Source organism: Marinobacter iranensis, from assembly GCF_029207565.1.
In the GTDB taxonomy this organism is placed as follows: Bacteria; Pseudomonadota; Gammaproteobacteria; order Pseudomonadales; family Oleiphilaceae; genus Marinobacter; species Marinobacter iranensis.
The window spans coordinates 40,132-56,481 of record NZ_JANCMW010000013.1 but is presented as its reverse complement, the minus strand read 5'-3'; the positions used below and the strand labels follow the sequence as shown (position 1 = coordinate 56,481).

At 57.7% G+C, this 16,350-nt stretch carries 17 protein-coding genes; 13 read left to right on the top strand and 4 right to left on the bottom strand.

The features are described from left to right. Positions 1-103: 103 nt before the first annotated feature. The 4 genes from trxB to infA all read left to right on the top strand — a co-directional run bounded on the left by trxB (position 104) and on the right by infA (position 2,981). A complete protein-coding gene (gene trxB / locus NLU14_RS17680) occupies positions 104-1,054 on the top strand; it encodes a thioredoxin-disulfide reductase (RefSeq protein ID WP_275708994.1) in 951 nt (316 codons plus the stop codon). A gap of 202 nt (positions 1,055-1,256) precedes the next feature. After that, positions 1,257-1,970, top strand: a complete 714-nt coding sequence (aat, locus tag NLU14_RS17675) for a leucyl/phenylalanyl-tRNA--protein transferase (protein ID WP_275708992.1) — start codon at positions 1,257-1,259, stop codon at positions 1,968-1,970. Continuing rightward, entirely contained in the window at positions 1,971-2,684 is a 714-nt protein-coding gene (locus tag NLU14_RS17670; RefSeq protein WP_275708990.1) for an arginyltransferase, read from the top strand. It begins immediately after the preceding gene. A 78-nt stretch (positions 2,685-2,762) separates the two neighbouring features. After that, on the top strand, positions 2,763-2,981 hold the full coding sequence (gene infA / locus NLU14_RS17665; protein WP_007153725.1) for a translation initiation factor IF-1: 219 nt from the start codon (positions 2,763-2,765) through the stop codon (positions 2,979-2,981). A 69-nt stretch (positions 2,982-3,050) separates the two neighbouring features. On the opposite strand, the gene NLU14_RS17660 is transcribed toward infA, so the two are convergent. The 3 genes from NLU14_RS17660 to clpS form a co-directional block, all read right to left on the bottom strand. Further along, on the bottom strand, positions 3,051-4,082 hold the full coding sequence (locus NLU14_RS17660) for a putative solute-binding protein (RefSeq protein WP_275708988.1): 1,032 nt from the start codon (positions 4,080-4,082) through the stop codon (positions 3,051-3,053). Positions 4,083-4,267: 185 nt separating this feature from the next. Then, positions 4,268-6,538 carry an ATP-dependent Clp protease ATP-binding subunit ClpA gene (clpA, locus tag NLU14_RS17655; protein ID WP_275708986.1) on the bottom strand — a complete coding sequence of 757 codons (2,271 nt, stop codon included), beginning with the start codon at positions 6,536-6,538 and terminating at the stop codon, positions 4,268-4,270. A gap of 18 nt (positions 6,539-6,556) precedes the next feature. Continuing rightward, on the bottom strand, positions 6,557-6,916 hold the full coding sequence (clpS, locus tag NLU14_RS17650) for an ATP-dependent Clp protease adapter ClpS (RefSeq protein ID WP_275708984.1): 360 nt from the start codon (positions 6,914-6,916) through the stop codon (positions 6,557-6,559). 344 nt (positions 6,917-7,260) lie between these two features. Here clpS and NLU14_RS17645 point away from each other — a divergent pair, with 344 nt between their 5' ends. The 8 genes from NLU14_RS17645 to NLU14_RS17610 all read left to right on the top strand — a co-directional run bounded on the left by NLU14_RS17645 (position 7,261) and on the right by NLU14_RS17610 (position 14,333). Beyond that, the gene (locus tag NLU14_RS17645; RefSeq protein WP_275708982.1) at positions 7,261-7,590 is read left to right on the top strand and encodes a cold shock domain-containing protein; all 330 of its coding nucleotides are present in this window, start codon (positions 7,261-7,263) and stop codon (positions 7,588-7,590) included. A 198-nt stretch (positions 7,591-7,788) separates the two neighbouring features. Continuing rightward, positions 7,789-8,430 (top strand): pseudouridine synthase, encoded by a 642-nt coding sequence (locus tag NLU14_RS17640; protein WP_275708980.1) that lies wholly within the window; start codon positions 7,789-7,791, stop codon positions 8,428-8,430. After that, positions 8,427-8,876 carry an NUDIX hydrolase gene (locus tag NLU14_RS17635; RefSeq protein WP_275708978.1) on the top strand — a complete coding sequence of 150 codons (450 nt, stop codon included), beginning with the start codon at positions 8,427-8,429 and terminating at the stop codon, positions 8,874-8,876. The genes NLU14_RS17640 and NLU14_RS17635 overlap by 4 nt, the downstream gene beginning before the upstream one ends. A gap of 49 nt (positions 8,877-8,925) precedes the next feature. Next, positions 8,926-10,086, top strand: a complete 1,161-nt coding sequence (gene mnmA / locus NLU14_RS17630; protein WP_275708976.1) for a tRNA 2-thiouridine(34) synthase MnmA — start codon at positions 8,926-8,928, stop codon at positions 10,084-10,086. After that, on the top strand, positions 10,083-10,727 hold the full coding sequence (gene hflD / locus NLU14_RS17625; RefSeq protein WP_275708973.1) for a high frequency lysogenization protein HflD: 645 nt from the start codon (positions 10,083-10,085) through the stop codon (positions 10,725-10,727). Before mnmA ends, hflD begins: the two co-directional genes overlap by 4 nt. Positions 10,728-10,806: 79 nt before the next feature. Continuing rightward, positions 10,807-12,174: an adenylosuccinate lyase gene (purB, locus tag NLU14_RS17620; RefSeq protein WP_275708971.1), complete on the top strand. Its 1,368-nt coding sequence runs from the start codon at positions 10,807-10,809 to the stop codon at positions 12,172-12,174. Between the two features lie 3 nt (positions 12,175-12,177). Next, positions 12,178-13,332 (top strand): cupin domain-containing protein, encoded by a 1,155-nt coding sequence (locus NLU14_RS17615; protein ID WP_275708969.1) that lies wholly within the window; start codon positions 12,178-12,180, stop codon positions 13,330-13,332. A gap of 35 nt (positions 13,333-13,367) precedes the next feature. Then, a complete protein-coding gene (locus tag NLU14_RS17610; RefSeq protein ID WP_275708966.1) occupies positions 13,368-14,333 on the top strand; it encodes a GNAT family N-acetyltransferase in 966 nt (321 codons plus the stop codon). Here the strand turns inward: NLU14_RS17610 and NLU14_RS17605 are convergent. After that, positions 14,322-15,332 carry a LysR family transcriptional regulator gene (locus tag NLU14_RS17605; RefSeq protein WP_275708964.1) on the bottom strand — a complete coding sequence of 337 codons (1,011 nt, stop codon included), beginning with the start codon at positions 15,330-15,332 and terminating at the stop codon, positions 14,322-14,324. The two genes, NLU14_RS17610 and NLU14_RS17605, sit on opposite strands and share 12 nt — an antisense overlap. Before the next feature lie 235 nt (positions 15,333-15,567). On the opposite strand from NLU14_RS17605, the gene NLU14_RS17600 reads away from it, so the two are divergent. Beyond that, positions 15,568-16,341: a hypothetical protein gene (locus NLU14_RS17600; RefSeq protein WP_275708962.1), complete on the top strand. Its 774-nt coding sequence runs from the start codon at positions 15,568-15,570 to the stop codon at positions 16,339-16,341. The last annotated feature ends 9 nt before the right edge of the window (positions 16,342-16,350 follow it).

Here is a 16,350-nt window from a genome sequence, read left to right as displayed (position 1 = left end):
ATTGGCCAAAACAACTGGCAACGACGCCTGTTCGTGTTAGCCTTTTGCCCTTTTCACCCGGACCAGCGTCGACACGTCCAGAATTGTTAACGAGAGAACCACCATGAGCGAAACCAAGCACTCCAGACTGATCATCCTCGGCTCCGGCCCCGCCGGCTACACCGCCGCCGTCTACGCCGCCCGCGCCAACCTCAAGCCGACACTGATCACCGGCATCGAGGTAGGCGGACAACTGACCACCACCACCGACGTGGACAACTGGCCGGGTGATAACGACGGCGTGCAGGGCCCGGAACTGATGCAGCGGATGCTCAAACATGCCGAGCGTTTCGAAACCCATGTGGTCTACGACACCATCAACGAAGCCGACCTGCGCAACCGCCCCTTCCACCTCAAGGGCGACAGCGGCGAATACACCTGCGACGCACTGATCATCGCCACCGGCGCCTCCGCCATGTACCTGGGCCTGGAATCGGAAGAGAAATTCAAGGGCCAGGGCGTCTCCGCCTGCGCCACCTGCGACGGCTTCTTCTACAAGAAACAGAAAGTCGCCGTCATCGGCGGCGGCAACACCGCCGTTGAAGAAGCGCTGTACCTCTCCAACATCGCCGACGAAGTCACCCTGGTACACCGCCGCGACAGCCTGCGCGCCGAAAAAATCCTGCAGGACAAACTGTTCGAGAAAGCCGAGAACGGCAACGTCAACATCATCTGGGACCACACCCTGGACGAAGTCCTCGGCGACGGCACCGGCGTCACCGGCATGCGCATCAAAAGCACCAAGGGCGACGCCACCCAGGAGATCGACCTGGCAGGCGTATTTATTGCCATCGGCCACAAACCCAACACCGACCTGTTCCAGGGCCAACTGGACATGGAAAACGGCTACATCAAAATCCGCTCCGGCCTGGAAGGCATGGCCACCCAGAGCAGCGTACCGGGCGTTTTCGCCGCCGGCGACGTAGCCGACCACGTTTATCGCCAGGCCGTTACCTCTGCAGGTTTCGGTTGCATGGCAGCGCTGGACGCAGAAAAGTTCCTGGATCAGGACTAAGCTGAACACAGCGCACGCAACAAGAATCGGTGAAGGCAGGTAACTCCCAGTTCGAGGGAGGCCGGGGTCGCCAACCTTCTGGAACTGTGCGGAGCCAGGGATGGCGGAGCTCAAGCGCCACATGGATGTGCTTGAGCGTGTTCCAGAAGGTTGGCGACCCCGGCCGACACCACCAAAACTCGAGCACTAACTCCGGACCGAGATGACCTCACTACCCTGGCTAGACCAAGACCAACTCTGGTTCCCCCCGGCCGAACAGGCCCTCGACGACCCTGACGGATTACTCGCCCTGGGCGGCGACCTCTCCACAGAACGGCTAAAACTGGCTTACCGCAACGGCATCTTCCCCTGGTACAGCGACGACCAACCCATACTCTGGTGGTCCCCCAACCCCCGCTGTGTCCTCTTCCCGGAAGAAATACACATTGCCAGAAGCCTCCGGCGAACCCTCAACAGCGGCCAATTCACCATCACCGCCGACCAGGCCTTCCCCCGGATTATCCGCCTGTGCGCCAACACCCGAGCCGAAGGCACCTGGATCACCCAGGACATGACCGACAGTTACAGCCAGCTTCATAAGCAGGGCATCGCCCACTCCATTGAGGCCTGGAACCAACGGGGCGAACTGGCCGGAGGCATGTACGGGCTAGCCATAGGCCGCTGCTTTTTTGGCGAATCCATGTTTTCACTGGAAACCAACGCCTCGAAAGTACTCATGGTCCACCTGGCCAACCAGCTCCGTGAATGGGGATACCGCATAATGGATTGTCAGGTGGAAAGCGGCCACTTGCTGAGAATGGGCGCCCGCTGTATCCAACGGAGCGAATTTTTATCTATACTCAGGACATGCGTCGACAGTAGTCCGGACCACAGTCACTGGGACTTCCGGTGGCAATGGCCCGGCCCGGAGGTGTGAATGAGCAATCTCAGGACCTTGGTATTTTTTGCCACGCCGGCCCATGACTGCAGCTACCTGCCAGACCGCGAAGCAACCACCATGTTCGTCGACCCACGAGCTCATGTTGATAAACGGCTCTACAGCCAACTGACGGCCCTGGGCTTTCGTCGCAGTGGATCCCATTACTATCGGCCCCACTGCGAAAACTGTAATGCCTGTGTGCCCGTTCGGCTGAAGGTCGACCAGTTCCAGCCAGACCGCAGCCAACGGCGGGTCATGGCGAAGAATGCCGACCTGACCTGCCGAATGGTCAAGGCAACCTTCTCGGAGCAGTACTACAGTCTCTACGCCCATTACATCGAACAACGGCACGCAGACGGAGACATGTACCCGCCCACCCGTGAGCAGTTCATGTCTTTCCTGGTGGAAGGGGCGACCGACTCGTGGTTTGTTGAAATCAGGGATGGTGAGAATCTGGTTGGCCTGGCGGCAGTGGATATGCTGGACGAAGGGCTTTCCGCCATCTATACCGTATTTGATCCCGCCTATGAGCGCCGGAGCCTGGGCACCTTTGCGGTGCTCTGGCAGATTGAGGAAGCGAAGCGGTTGGGACTACCCCACCTGTATCTGGGGTATTGGATCGAAGAGTGCCGAAAAATGAACTACAAGACCCGCTTCCGCCCCATCGAAGCCCTCCGGGACGGCCAGTGGTACACAATGGACACTAACTGATTTTGCCAAATGGCGACAAATCAGGCAGAATTGCGCAATTTAAAATCACAGCAAGCCAATTTACGAGGTTTTTACTGAATGGCAAAGTCCGATGCTATTGAAATGGAAGGCGTTATTGTTGATACGCTTCCAAACACTATGTTCCGCGTTGAACTTGAAAACGGCCATATTGTTACCGCTCACATCTCTGGAAAGATGCGCAAGAACTATATCCGCATCCTGACAGGAGACAAGGTCAAGGTAGAACTGACCCCGTATGACCTGAGCAAGGGACGCATCGTTTACCGCGCCCGTTAATAGCGTTATGACATCTAAAAGCCCCGGTATCGGGGCTTTTTCGTTTCAGATCTGGCCCGCATTGCTACCCTATTCCCTGTTTTCCGCCGAACACTCCGCTGCACCGGGATTGGTATAACACCTGACCTTCCGCAGGATCGTCATCATGTCGTCGTGATACACGCCCGCGGCAAGCATGCCGGTGTCCTCCGTGGATTGCTGCATATCAATCCGCACGCTGCGCAGCATTTCCTGATAACCGCGCACTGCCTTGGGCGAAATCTCAACCCAGCGGTCCTCGGGAATTGACCCTTCGTACTGTCTCACAATACGCATGGCTTCCGGGTAAAGCCGGGACATGATCCGCCGCGACTTCCTGACAAAGGTATCCTCGAACGCTCCCGCCCGGGCAATCAACTGGACGGTCACCTGCCCCACCGGATACTTCACGATACCACCGCTGTCTCCCATACCGCGGAACATCTCAAGAACTTCATAAGCAGCTGCAGGCGCGTAGCTGATATCCGCCTCGCCGGAATTGAACAGACGGGCAAAATTGGAAATTTTCGCCGTGACCGGGACCGCCCCCACATATTCCACCATGTGCCGGGCGTCGTGGTGCCCCTCGAACACAGTAATGCGCTTTCCTTTCAAGGCATCCACATGGTTAATATTCCGATCGTTCACGAACAGGTAGGCTGCTCCCATCGGGGTCACGCCCAGGACCTCGTACCCATCCTGCTCCAGGTGGTGATCCACCCTGGGGCTGGCCAGTATATGAAGCAGTACTTTCAGGTCTTCATAGTAGGGCACTGCGCCGATGGCACTGATGGAGCCGGAAAAATCGTTGAACTTACGGGCACCCATATCGGTCACTGCCACAATATCGCAATGCCCCGCCCTGAAGTCCGCAACGGCCTTATCCTCGTCAGTGTAGGGGCGCATATTGAGCCTCACCCCCACCGCAGCCGCCTTGCGGTGATAATCCTGCAGTGTGCGGTAAACAAATCCGCCCGCCCCGGCGACATCGAACACACAGAACTCCCGGCGTTCACTGGCGGCAGCACTGCTCCAGCCGGACAGGCCGAGAACAACCAATACGAGCACTGATAGCGCTTTCATCTCCCGAGTCTCCTTATCATTGTTGTGCACAACAATCTGACAGAGAACGGGGAAGAATGGATTGACAACAACGTCAGGGGAGAGCCCCCTGCAGAGTCAATCGGGCCCTGGAAACCTGTTGTAGAAAAAAGCCGCGCTGTTTCCAGCGCGGCTTTTCAGGGGTTGAGGACCGGTTCGGGCGACGTTTACACCGCCTCGGCCGGCTCGTCCTCGTACTCGAATTGCAGTTCGTCGTCCTTGAGGTGAATGTGCACGTCACCGCCATGCTCTGACAGCCGGCCGAACAGGATCTGTTCAGCCAGTGGCCGCTTGATCTTGTCCTGGATCAGGCGAGCCATCGGGCGTGCACCCATGGTGACATCGTAGCCCTTCTCTGCCAGCCATTCCTTCGCGGCGTCGTCAACATGAAGCACAACATGCTTCTCATCCAACTGGGCCTGCAGTTCAGTCAGGAACTTGTCCACCACGTGCGTGATGGTGGCTGGCTGGAGATCACCGAACTGGATAATGCTGTCCAGACGGTTGCGGAACTCCGGCGTGAAGGTCTTGGTAATGATCTCCATACCGTCAGAGCTGTGGTCCTGTTCGCTGAAGCCAATGGAACGGCGGGCCATGCTCTCGGCACCGGCGTTGGTGGTCATCACCAGGATCACATGGCGGAAATCCGCCTTGCGGCCATTGTTGTCCGTGAGCGTACCGTGGTCCATCACCTGCAACAGCAGGTTAAAGACTTCCGGGTGGGCCTTTTCGATCTCATCCAGCAGCAGTACACAGTGCGGATGCTTGCTTACGGATTCCGTCAGCAGGCCGCCCTGGTCGTAACCCACATACCCCGGAGGTGCACCGATCAGCCTGGACACTGTATGGCGCTCCATGTACTCCGACATATCGAAGCGCACCAGCTCGATACCCAATACCTTGGCAAGCTGTTTGGTGACTTCGGTCTTGCCCACCCCCGTGGGGCCGGCAAACAGGAAGGCACCTTCCGGCTTCTCGGGCGCCTTCAGGCCGGCACGGGCCAGCTTGATGGCAGTGGACAGTGACTCGATGGCCGGGTCCTGCCCGAAGACCACCATCTTGAGGTCCCGCTCCAGATTGCGCAGCAGGTCCTTGTCGCTGGTTGACACGTTCTTCGGCGGAATGCGGGCAATGTTCGCAACCACATCCTCGATTTCCGACACGTCAATGGTTTTCTTGCGCTTGGCGATGGGCAGCAGGCGCTGGTGGGCGCCGGCCTCATCAATCACATCAATGGCCTTATCCGGCAGGTGACGGTCCGTGATGTAGCGCTCGGACAGTTCAGAGGCCACGCGCAATGCCTGGTCGGTGTATTTCAGGTCGTGGTGCTTCTCGAAGTGGGATTTCAGCCCCTTGAGGATCTGATAGGTATCCTCGACACTGGGCTCGTTCACATCGATCTTCTGGAAGCGACGGGCCAGAGCAGCGTCCTTCTCGAAAATGCCACGGAATTCCTGGAAGGTGGTGGAACCGATGCAACGGATTTCCCCCGAGCTCAACATGGGCTTGAGCAGGTTGGAGGCATCCATAACACCGCCGGACGCGGAACCGGCACCAATGATGGTGTGGATCTCGTCGATGAACAGGATCGCATGCTTCTCTTTCTTGAGCTCCGCAAGCAGGCCTTTCAATCGTTTCTCGAAATCACCCCGATATTTGGTACCGGCCAGCAGTGCGCCCAGGTCCAGAGAATAGACCACTGCGTCGTCGATAATATCAGGCACCTGACTGTCCACAATACGCTTGGCCAGGCCTTCGGCAATCGCGGTCTTGCCCACGCCGGCCTCACCCACCAGCAGCGGGTTGTTCTTGCGACGGCGAACCAGGATCTGTACCACCCGTTCCACCTCGTGTTCGCGGCCGATTAGCGGATCAATGCGGCCCTGGCGGGCCTGTTCGTTGAGGTTTGTGGCATAGCTTTCCAGCGGGCGGGAAGCACCGCCTTCCTCGCCGGCCTCCTCGTGGGACGCCTGGTCATGACCTTCCTGATCCTCGGCACCCTGAACGCGTGAGATGCCATGGGAAACAAAATTCACCACGTCAATGCGGGCAATGCTCTGCTTCTTGAGCACATAGACCGCCTGGCTTTCCTGTTCACTGAAGATGGCCACCAGCACATTGGCGCCGGTCACCTCCTTTTTGCCAGAGGATTGCACGTGAAAGACAGCACGTTGAAGCACGCGCTGGAATCCGAGCGTGGGTTGTGTTTCCCGCTCGCTGTCGTTGCTGGGGATCAGTGGTGTGGTCGAATCCACAAACTCAACGAGTTCTTCCTGAAGCCGGGCCAGGTCTGCACCGCATGCTTTCAGGACGCCCACTGCCGATTCGTTGTCGAGCAAGGCCAGCAAAAGATGCTCGACGGTCATGAACTCATGACGCTTGTCGCGGGCACTTTTGAAGGCCGTATTCAATGTAATTTCAAGATCTTTGCTCAGCATGGGCCACCCCAAGGTCTATCAGTCCGCACGTTCAATCTCGCAAAGGAGCGGATGATCGCATTCCGAAGAATACTGGTTCACCTGTGCCGCCTTTGTTTCCGCGATGTCCCGGGTATATACCCCGCATACGGCTTTTCCCTGCGTATGGACGAGCAGCATCACCTGCGTCGCCTTTTCTTCGTTCATTCCGAAGAAGGTCATCAACACATCCACGACAAAATCCATGGGTGTGTAATCATCGTTCAGAAGCAACACCCTGAAGCGTGCGGGACGCTTGAGAGCAGGCTTCTCGGGAGCAACACTGACATCATCCTGACGCCCGGGTTGTTCGTCCTCCCCCTGATTTAATACTAGTAGAGAATTCTGGATAGTCCGCATGATTCTTTACCGGAAATCGGTGCCTCTTCCTAAAGATGGTTGTCTGCAGCCCGGTTTTCAAGGTACTGGACAGAACCGGGCGTGCGCTGGTTATCAATATCGTCATGATACAGGCTCCGGCCCCGGTTCAACCATACATTCCCGCTATAACTGCTATTGACTCTGAATGAATATTGGTCAACAGTACGATAGCAATGTAAAATATTGTAAATTGGCGTAAGGAACCTGTAATCAGGGCTTAAATACTGGGCACCTGTAACAGGCAGCTATCCGTGTAAGGCAAAACGCTCGGCAACAATATCAATAACAAAGACACTGACAGTGAAAGAACAGGGGAGTTCATCATGCCAAGAGGCAAAGTAAAGTGGTTTAACAATGCCAAGGGTTATGGCTTCATTATTGAGGAAGGCTGCAGTGACGATCTGTTTGCTCACTTCTCTTCAGTGCAAATGGAAGGTTACAAAACTTTAAAGGCCGGCCAGGCCGTCACCTTCGACAAAAAACCCAGTGACAAGGGGATCCATGCGGTCAACATTGTCCCTGAGGAGCAGCCGCAGAAACAGAGCCCGCCGGAACATACCTCAGAAAGGAAATCCGGCAGCGATGGTAAAGACGTGGAGCAAAGTCAGGACAGCGGATACCACCAGGATCAGCCTCGCGCAGCAAACGCCTGACCCTGCTGATACCGGCACTACCTGACAGAATGCACCGGGCCGCAACCGCTGGCAGAGTGGCTTGCGGCCATGTGGCCCATCGCACTGTAGACAGGCTGTGCTTGCACGCCCTATTCCCCCACAGCAGATCCGCTCCTTCTTCTGGCATACTACACCTTTTCCGAATCCGACCACCCAAACCAAGGTTCCTGTGCCGCGATGGCAACGCTGATTCTTTTTAACAAGCCCTTCAGGGTGCTGTGCCAGTTTACTGACGAAAAAGGTGATACGAACGGTCACCGTCGTGCCACCCTGGCAGACTGGCTCACCATCCCCGCCGTCTACCCTGCCGGGCGCCTGGATTTCGACTCCGAAGGCCTGTTGCTACTGACAGACGATGGTCAACTGCAGAACCGTATCGCCTCTCCAAGGCAGAAAATGCCGAAAACCTACTGGGTTCAGGTGGAAGGCGAAATCACTGAAAAAGCTCTGAAGCAACTGCGTGAAGGCGTCACACTGAAAGACGGTAAAACGCGGCCGGCAGACGTAGCGTTAATGCAAGCGCCGGATATCTGGCCCCGGAACCCCCCGGTACGATACCGGGAGTCGGTTCCCACAAGCTGGATACGAATAACCATTACCGAAGGCAAGAACCGGCAGGTCCGACGCATGACCGCAGCAGTGGGCTTCCCTACCCTCCGACTGGTTCGCTATGGTATCGGGGACTGGGCCCTTGAAGGACTTTCGCCCGGGGAATTCCGGACGATGACGGTCCATCCACCAGCGCCGGCGGCGGCGAAGCCCGCGCGGAAACCGTCGGCAACCCGCAAACACTCACCCCGGAGAAAACCCCGCTCATGACCTGGACACCCCACGCCACTGTTGCCGTTATTGTAGAGGACGATCAGGGTCGCTTTCTGCTGGTGGAGGAAGTGAGTCACGGCCAGGTGGTGTTCAACCAGCCTGCCGGCCACGTGGAGGAAGGCGAGAAAATTATCGACGCAGCGCTCAGGGAAACCCTGGAAGAGACCGGCTGGGAGGTGGAACCGGAGCATTTCCTGGGAATCTACACCTACAAGGCACCTGCAAACGGCGTTACCTACTACCGTTTCTGTTTTTCAGCCAGGGCGCTGAGCCGGGTCACCCGTGAACTCGATGACGGCATTATCGCCGCCCACTGGCTGACACCGGAAGAAATCCGGCAGCAATCCGACAAGCTGCGGAGCCCTTTGGTCATGCAGTGCATAGAAGATTACCGAAACGGCCGCCGGTTTCCCCTGGATGTGATTGTCGAACCGCAGACGTAACCTGGCTTAAATGCTAGAATCCGCCCCTTTGAACGCGACAGACCCAGACATGACTAAAGCACCTGAAAATACCCGAGTGATCGTCGGCATGTCCGGCGGCGTGGACTCTTCCGTGGCAGCCTGGCTCCTGAAAGACCAGGGCTATCAGGTGGAGGGCCTGTTCATGAAAAACTGGGACGAAGACGACGGCACCGAATACTGCACCGCCATGACTGACCTCGCGGACGCACAGGCAGTGGCGGAGACCATTGGCATCCCCCTGCATACCGCCAGCTTTGCGGCGGAATACTGGGACCGGGTGTTTGAACACTTCCTGTCTGAATACAGGGCCGGCCGCACCCCGAACCCGGATATCCTGTGCAATAAGGAAGTGAAGTTCCGCGCCTTCCTCGACTACGCCATCACACTGGGTGCCGATCACATCGCCACGGGCCACTACACACGCCAGCGGCCGCTGAACGACGGCAGCGGAAAAGCCGAACTGCTCAAAGGCCTGGACCCCAACAAGGACCAGAGCTACTTCCTGCACGCCGTCTCCGGCGAACGCATAGCCCGCACCCTGTTCCCGGTGGGCGAACTGGAGAAACCGGAAGTACGGCGTATTGCCGCCGAGCAAGGCTTTATCACCCATGACAAGAAGGATTCCACCGGTATCTGCTTTATCGGTGAGCGCAAGTTCCGGGACTTCCTGAAACAGTATATTCCCGCCCAACCGGGCAATATTGAAACGCCTGACGGGCAGGTGATCGGCCGGCACCAGGGCCTGATGTATCACACCATCGGCCAGCGCCAGGGGCTGGGTATTGGTGGCCTGAGCGAATTCGGCGACGAGCCCTGGTACGTGGCGGAGAAAGACCTTTCCCGCAACGTGCTGGTTGCCGTTCAGGGCAAACATCATCCCCTGCTGTTCTCCCGTGGGTTACTCAGTGGCCCGGTAGACTGGATCGCCGGTGAGCCGCCGGCAACGGAGTTCCGCTGCAAGGCCAAGACCCGTTACCGCCAGCCGGATCAGGACTGCGTGGTCACGGCCCTGGACAGCGGATTCAGGGTGGTCTTCGACGACGCACAGCGGGCCGTGACGCCGGGCCAGTCGGTGGTCTTCTATCATGGCGAAGTGTGCCTTGGCGGCGGTGTTATCGAGCAAACCTGGCGGGACGGCGAGCAGCAGCCGGACGCAACGACCAATAAGGCCGAGGGAGCCGGCGCATGAGCCGATCATTACACGACCAGACCCTTGCCCTGGCGGGGGTTTTCCAGGCGTCGGCACTGGTACAGCAAGTGGCCCATTCCGGGCAGTGTGCGGAATCCAGCTTTGAAACCTGCATGCGTTCCCTGTTCGCCACCCAGCCGGAAACCACCCTGGATGTGTATGGCGGTGAACTGAAAGACCTGCGGGAAGGTCTGGCCACACTGGCCAGTGTTATGAGCCAGCAAAGTAAGCAGCAGGATATCGAAGTGCTGCGTTACGCCCTGAACCTGATCAACCTGTCATCCAAACTTCGACGTAACAACGATATGCTGGATGTGATTGGCAGCCGTATTGACCAGGCTCGGCACACCGCCAGTCACTTTGGATACAGCCACGGTAACCTGGTTGCCAACCTGGCATCGATTTACGCGGATACCATCAGCACCTTCCGCCAGCGCATCCAGGTCACCGGTGAGCCGACCATCCTCCAGCGCGAGGAAAACGCCGCCAAAGTACGAGCCCTGTTACTGGCAGGCATTCGTTCCTCGATACTCTGGCATCAGACCGGCGGACGCCGCTGGCAGCTCATTTTCAACCGCCGCAAGGTCATCATGACGGCCCGGGAACTGGCGGAGAAGGCAAACCGGTCGGTTTACGACTGAATCCCGGCCGCCGCTGGTGTATCATATGCGCCCCCAGTTTTTCTTTTGACCGTATCTTTGATGACTTGAGAGGTTTTCGATGGAACTCAACGCCCTGACCGCCATTTCCCCGGTGGATGGACGCTATGGCAGCAAAGTCAGCGTTTTCCGTGACATTTTCAGTGAGTATGGCCTGATCAGGAACCGCGTCACCGTCGAACTCCGCTGGCTGCAGAAGCTGGCCGCCCATCCCGGCATTACCGAAGTGCCTGTCTTCTCCGCCGAAGCCAACCAGTTCCTGGATGACATGGTTTCCGGCTTTAACCTGGCGGATGCGGAGCGGATCAAGGGTATTGAACGCACCACCAACCACGACGTAAAGGCGGTGGAATACTTCATCAAGGAAAAGATCGCGGACGTTCCGGAACTGCATGCGGTCACCGAATTCGTGCACTTTGCCTGCACCTCCGAAGACATCAATAACCTCTCCCACGCCCTGATGCTGCGTGAAGGCCTGGACCATGGGCTGCTTCCAGCCATGGACCGCGTTGTCGACCGGCTGGCCGAGCTGGCCCACGAACACGCCGAACAGCCCATGCTGTCCCGCACCCACGGCCAGACCGCATCGCCATCTACCGTGGGCAAGGAACTGGCCAATGTGGTTTACCGCCTGCGCCGCCAGATGAAACAGATTCGCGGCGTGGAACTGATGGGCAAGATCAACGGTGCGGTGGGCAACTACAACGCCCACCTGTCGGCCTACCCGTCGATCGACTGGGCACAGAATGCGAAGGACTTCATTGAAAGCCTGGGCCTGGACTGGAACCCCTACACCACCCAGATCGAACCCCACGACTACATCGCCGAGCTCTACGATGCCATTGCCCGTTTCAACACCATCCTGATCGACCTGGACCGGGATATCTGGGGCTACATTTCCCTAGGGTATTTCAAGCAGAAAACCGTGGAAGGCGAAGTGGGTTCCTCCACCATGCCCCACAAGGTCAACCCCATCGATTTCGAGAATTCCGAAGGCAACCTGGGCATCGCCAACGCCCTGTTCAGCCATCTGTCCGCCAAGCTACCGATTTCACGTTGGCAGCGGGACCTGACCGACTCCACTGTTCTGCGCAACCTCGGTGTCGGTTTCGCCCACAGCCTGATCGCCTATGAAGCCACACTGAAAGGCCTGAGCAAGCTGGAAATCAACCCGGCCCGACTGGATGAAGACCTGGACCACGCCTGGGAAGTTCTTGCAGAGCCCATCCAGACCGTCATGCGCCGCTACAACATCGAAAAGCCCTACGAGAAACTCAAGGCGCTGACCCGTGGCAAGGCGATGACACCTGAGGTCATCAAAGCCTTTGTGGACTCGCTGGACATTCCCGACTCCGCCAAGGCGGAACTGATGGAGCTGACACCGGGCACTTATATTGGCAACGCCACCCAACAGGCACGGGATATCTGAATCATGAAACTGCCCGGCGGAATGCCCGCGGAAGAATTCCTGCGGGACTACTGGCAGAAGAAACCGCTGGTAATCCGCCAGGCCTTTGCGGGCTTCGAGTGCCCGGTGTCGGCGGAGGAACTGGCGGGGCTCGCCTGCGAGGAAGCGGTCGAATCCCGCATTGTGATCGAGAACGACGACGGCAAACCCTGGCAGTTGCACAACGGTCCTTTTGAGCCCGAGCGCTTCAGCAAACTGCCGGAAAGTCACTGGACACTGCTGGTTCAGGGCCTTGACCACTGGGTTCCGGACTTCGCGGACCTGTTGGACAAGTTCCGCTTCGTCCCCAACTGGCGACTGGATGACATCATGGCCAGCTACGCCCCGAAAGGCGGCAGCGTCGGCCCCCACTACGACCAGTACGATGTCTTCCTGCTGCAGGCCGAAGGACACCGGCGGTGGACTTTTGGCGGCCACTGCGATCACACCTCACCCCGGGTAGACGGCACACCGTTGCGGATTCTCAGTAGCTGGGATGGCGAGGAAACCGTCACTCTGGCACCGGGAGACATGCTGTACCTGCCACCGGGCATTGGCCATCACGGAGTGGCGGAGGATGACTGCATCACCCTGTCCGTCGGGTTCCGTGCGCCCACCATTGACGATGTGCTGACCGGTTTCACGGATTTCCTCTGCAGCCAGTCCGACGCGTCGGAGCACCTCAACGATCCGGACCTGAGGGTTCAGGACAACCCTGGCACCATTGCACCCGAAGTAATCGATCGCCTTGATGGCGTCATTCGTGAAAAACTTACCGACAAGCGCCAACTGGCGCTCTGGTTTGGCCAATACTCCACGCTTCCCAAGAGCCTGGATATTGTGGTGCCCGCGGAAGAGCCCGTGACGCCGGAACTGCTCGGTGAACTGATAGCATCCGGCAACCCGCTGCGCTGGAACGAAGGTTCCCGTTTCGCCTACCATGAATTTGAGGAAGAAGCGGCCCTATTCGTGGATGGCGAGCAATTCCTGCTCCGGGGCGATGCAAGGCCTCTGGCACCCTTGCTCTGCGCCGGCGCCAGACTTGATATGGCAGAACTGGCCTCATTGTTTGCCGGCGACGACGCCATCGCGGGGCTTTTGAGTAATCTCGTTAACCAGGGTTCGCTGTATTTCGAGTAAGGGTAAGATTAAGAGTGAGGGTGAGAGAGAACGGCATGAACGTACGGATTCGCAAATACAGCTGGCAACTGGCGCCGGCCGATGTCCGGACCATACGTCAGGCCGTGTTTGTGGAAGAGCAACGGGTACCGCCGGAACTGGAATGGGACGATACCGACGAAATCGCCGACCACTATCTCATGGTACTGCCCGACAACACCCCCGTCGGGGTCGGCCGGCTTTTCTCAACCCTTGAGGAAACCGCCCATATCGGGCGCATGGCCATCCTGTCTGCCCATCGCGGCAAGGGATTCGGTGAAGTCCTGTTGCGCCACCTGGTCTCGGAAGCGGCCGGCCAGTTCAGTGAACTGCAGCTTTCCGCCCAGGAACACGCCATTCCCTTCTACCAGCGCTCCGGGTTCCACGTCTGCTCCGACCTGTACGACGACGCCGGCATTCCCCATGTGGACATGCGCTGCCTGGCTCCGGAACTGGTCAGTGATGCTTTCGGCACCCGCCCCACTCCCATGCTGTTGGGCGAAGACCAAGACGCCTGGCTGTTTGACAGCGAAAGCAACATGGTGGGGCTGATGGACTCCGTGGCTGGCCAGGCCCGTCAACGGCTCTGGCTGTATGACCGGCTGCTGGATCATGACCTCTATGACCGCCTGCGGTTCCGGGAACTGATATCCAGTCTGGCCCGCCGTCATCGGCTCAGCGACGTGCGCCTGCTGATTCACGATGACAAACCGCTGGTGAAACGCCGGCACCAGATCGTGGAACTGATGCGTCGCCTGCCCAGCCGGATGGAACTGAGGTTGGTCAACGACGACTACCCGGTGGAAGACCAGCCATTCCTGCTGGCCGACCGGGAGGGCGTGGTCTACCGACATGACTTCTACAAGCCCGAGGGCTTCGCCAAATTTGCCGACAGCGGCCGGGTAAAGCTGCTTGCCGAATCCTTCCAGCGTATGTGGGACGCCGGGCGGGGTTCACTGGAACTGAGGGAACTACCGCTCTGAATGATGAACGCCGGGAACCTCGGCGGATTCAAACTGTGCCCCGAACGGTGCAAACTCCGCATCCACCTCCTCGGCCACTTCCACAATAAGCTTCCGTAGCCATTGGTGATCCGTGTTGTGCTGCAACAACGGGCTCCAGGCCATTTTCAGCTCAAACGGCGGGATCTCGAACGGCGGTACCTTCACCACCAGATTGGTGTTGTCTTTCTGCAACCAGGCAGCGCGAGATGGCAGTGTGGCTATCAGGTCGTGCTGTTCCGCCAGCAGCATCGCCACCTGGTAATGCCGCGTGAATACAGAAATCCGACGCTTGCGCCCCATCAGCGACAATGCCTCGTCCACCCAGCCCAGGCGCTGGACATCCTTTGGATTCACCCCTACGCCGACACCGAAACCGGTTTTGCTGACCCAGATATGGCTGGCATCCAGATAGGTATCCAGGGTGAACGGTTCCTTGAGGATAGGGTTGCGCGCGTTCATCAGGCAGGCGAAATACTCAGTCCACAGGGTTTTCTGGTGAAAGGACTGTGGAATCTTGTCGAACCGGTTGATCGCCATATCCAACCGGCCCTGCTCCACGTCGAGAAAGCTCACGTCACTCGGGGTCAGAACATCCAGGGTGACATGAGGCGCCTCCTGGCGAATCCGCCGGAGCACCCGCGGCATCAGGCAGGACTCCGCATAGTCGCTGGCCATGATGCGGAATACACGCTGGCTTTCCATAGCCGCAAAGGCCGTCTTCTCATGAACCGCCTGCTCGATATCCGAGAGGATGCCCCGCACCAGTGGCTGCAGTTCGGTGGCACGTTCAGTCGCAGTCATGCCCTCGCTGGTGCGCACCAGCAGCGGATCACCAAACAGATCCCGCAATCGCCGTAAACCATTGCTCATGGCCGGCTGGGTTATGCCGAGATGGTTGGCGGCTTTGGTGACGTTCCGCTCCCGCAACAGCACGTCAAGATACACAAGCAGATTGAGGTCAACCCGGGAAATGTCCATGAAGTGCTACCTGCAGGCGATAAACGGTGATCGGTGAACAGCTTTCATTCACCAGAAGAATAGACTGAAGATTACCAATTCATCGAATTGATATAAAGCCGCAATCGTTCACATTTCAAAACGGAATCATTTTTGGTTTTCTGCTAGTCTTTCGGATACTTGCTGGATTTCTCCGGTTTTTTCTGTTGCCGGAGCGTTCAGTGCCCTGTCCATTAGTCGGAGTATCAGCAATACGATGGATACCACAATGATTGTGCTGCTTCTGGCGGCTATCGTTACCGTTTCGATCATCATTATTGTGGCCAGCCAGATGCGGGAACGGGCACGTATCGAACGTGCTCGAAAAATCACGGCGCTGGAAGACAGCTATAACCGTGCTAACCGCCTGCTTTCAGAAATTCCGGGACAATACCTCACCGCAGACCTTAAATTGTTGCTGATCAAACGCATGGAGGAAACCTGCCGCGAGCTCCAGGGCCTCAAGTCTGAACAGCCAGTCGGGGAATGGTTAAACGCCGCCCAGCAACTCAAAAAGAAGGTCATGGACAACGAGGACCAACGCTCTCCAGTAAAAATCGATTCGCCGGAGAAGTCCAGTTATGTCAAGGAGTTGCTGCAGAACCTCTTCAAGATGATTGAAGGCATGCACAAGGCCGGAAAGATTGATGGCGCCACGGCGAAGAAAAATCTCAAGTTTGTCCTGTTCCTCGTGCACAAAACCCATGCCGACCTGCATGTGTTCCAGGCCCGTGATTATGTGAAACAGAACCAGATTCGCAAGGCCATTCACGCCTATCATCTGGCCAGTACTGAAATGGGCAAGTCACAGGACAACCCCATGGCAATGAAAGCCGTAAAAAGCTTCCGCACCCGTATCAAGGAGCTTGAGGCGATGAAAGGTGATGAGGCCCACACAGCCGCCGCGGAAGGCCAATCACGCCTCGACAGGGAGTGGGACACCTTCCTTCACGACGATGAATGGCGCAAGAAGGCAGACTACGACGACTAGCCTTCGGCT

Bases quoted from the DNA above. Each gene is read 5' to 3' on its own strand.
- NLU14_RS17610 (WP_275708966.1), top strand. From the start codon at position 13,368: ATGAACGTACGGATTCGCAAATACAGCTGGCAACTGGCGCCGGCCGAT.
- NLU14_RS17615 (WP_275708969.1), top strand. From the start codon at position 12,178: ATGAAACTGCCCGGCGGAATGCCCGCGGAAGAATTCCTGCGGGACTAC.
- trxB (WP_275708994.1), top strand. From the start codon at position 104: ATGAGCGAAACCAAGCACTCCAGACTGATCATCCTCGGCTCCGGCCCC.
- NLU14_RS17635 (WP_275708978.1), top strand. From the start codon at position 8,427: ATGACCTGGACACCCCACGCCACTGTTGCCGTTATTGTAGAGGACGAT.
- aat (WP_275708992.1), top strand. From the start codon at position 1,257: ATGACCTCACTACCCTGGCTAGACCAAGACCAACTCTGGTTCCCCCCG.
- NLU14_RS17600 (WP_275708962.1), top strand. From the start codon at position 15,568: ATGGATACCACAATGATTGTGCTGCTTCTGGCGGCTATCGTTACCGTT.
- infA (WP_007153725.1), top strand. From the start codon at position 2,763: ATGGCAAAGTCCGATGCTATTGAAATGGAAGGCGTTATTGTTGATACG.
- clpA (WP_275708986.1), bottom strand. From the start codon at position 6,538: ATGCTGAGCAAAGATCTTGAAATTACATTGAATACGGCCTTCAAAAGT.
- NLU14_RS17670 (WP_275708990.1), top strand. From the start codon at position 1,971: ATGAGCAATCTCAGGACCTTGGTATTTTTTGCCACGCCGGCCCATGAC.
- NLU14_RS17660 (WP_275708988.1), bottom strand. From the start codon at position 4,082: ATGAAAGCGCTATCAGTGCTCGTATTGGTTGTTCTCGGCCTGTCCGGC.
- NLU14_RS17645 (WP_275708982.1), top strand. From the start codon at position 7,261: ATGCCAAGAGGCAAAGTAAAGTGGTTTAACAATGCCAAGGGTTATGGC.
- purB (WP_275708971.1), top strand. From the start codon at position 10,807: ATGGAACTCAACGCCCTGACCGCCATTTCCCCGGTGGATGGACGCTAT.
- clpS (WP_275708984.1), bottom strand. From the start codon at position 6,916: ATGCGGACTATCCAGAATTCTCTACTAGTATTAAATCAGGGGGAGGAC.
- mnmA (WP_275708976.1), top strand. From the start codon at position 8,926: ATGACTAAAGCACCTGAAAATACCCGAGTGATCGTCGGCATGTCCGGC.
- NLU14_RS17605 (WP_275708964.1), bottom strand. From the start codon at position 15,332: ATGGACATTTCCCGGGTTGACCTCAATCTGCTTGTGTATCTTGACGTG.
- NLU14_RS17640 (WP_275708980.1), top strand. From the start codon at position 7,789: ATGGCAACGCTGATTCTTTTTAACAAGCCCTTCAGGGTGCTGTGCCAG.
- hflD (WP_275708973.1), top strand. From the start codon at position 10,083: ATGAGCCGATCATTACACGACCAGACCCTTGCCCTGGCGGGGGTTTTC.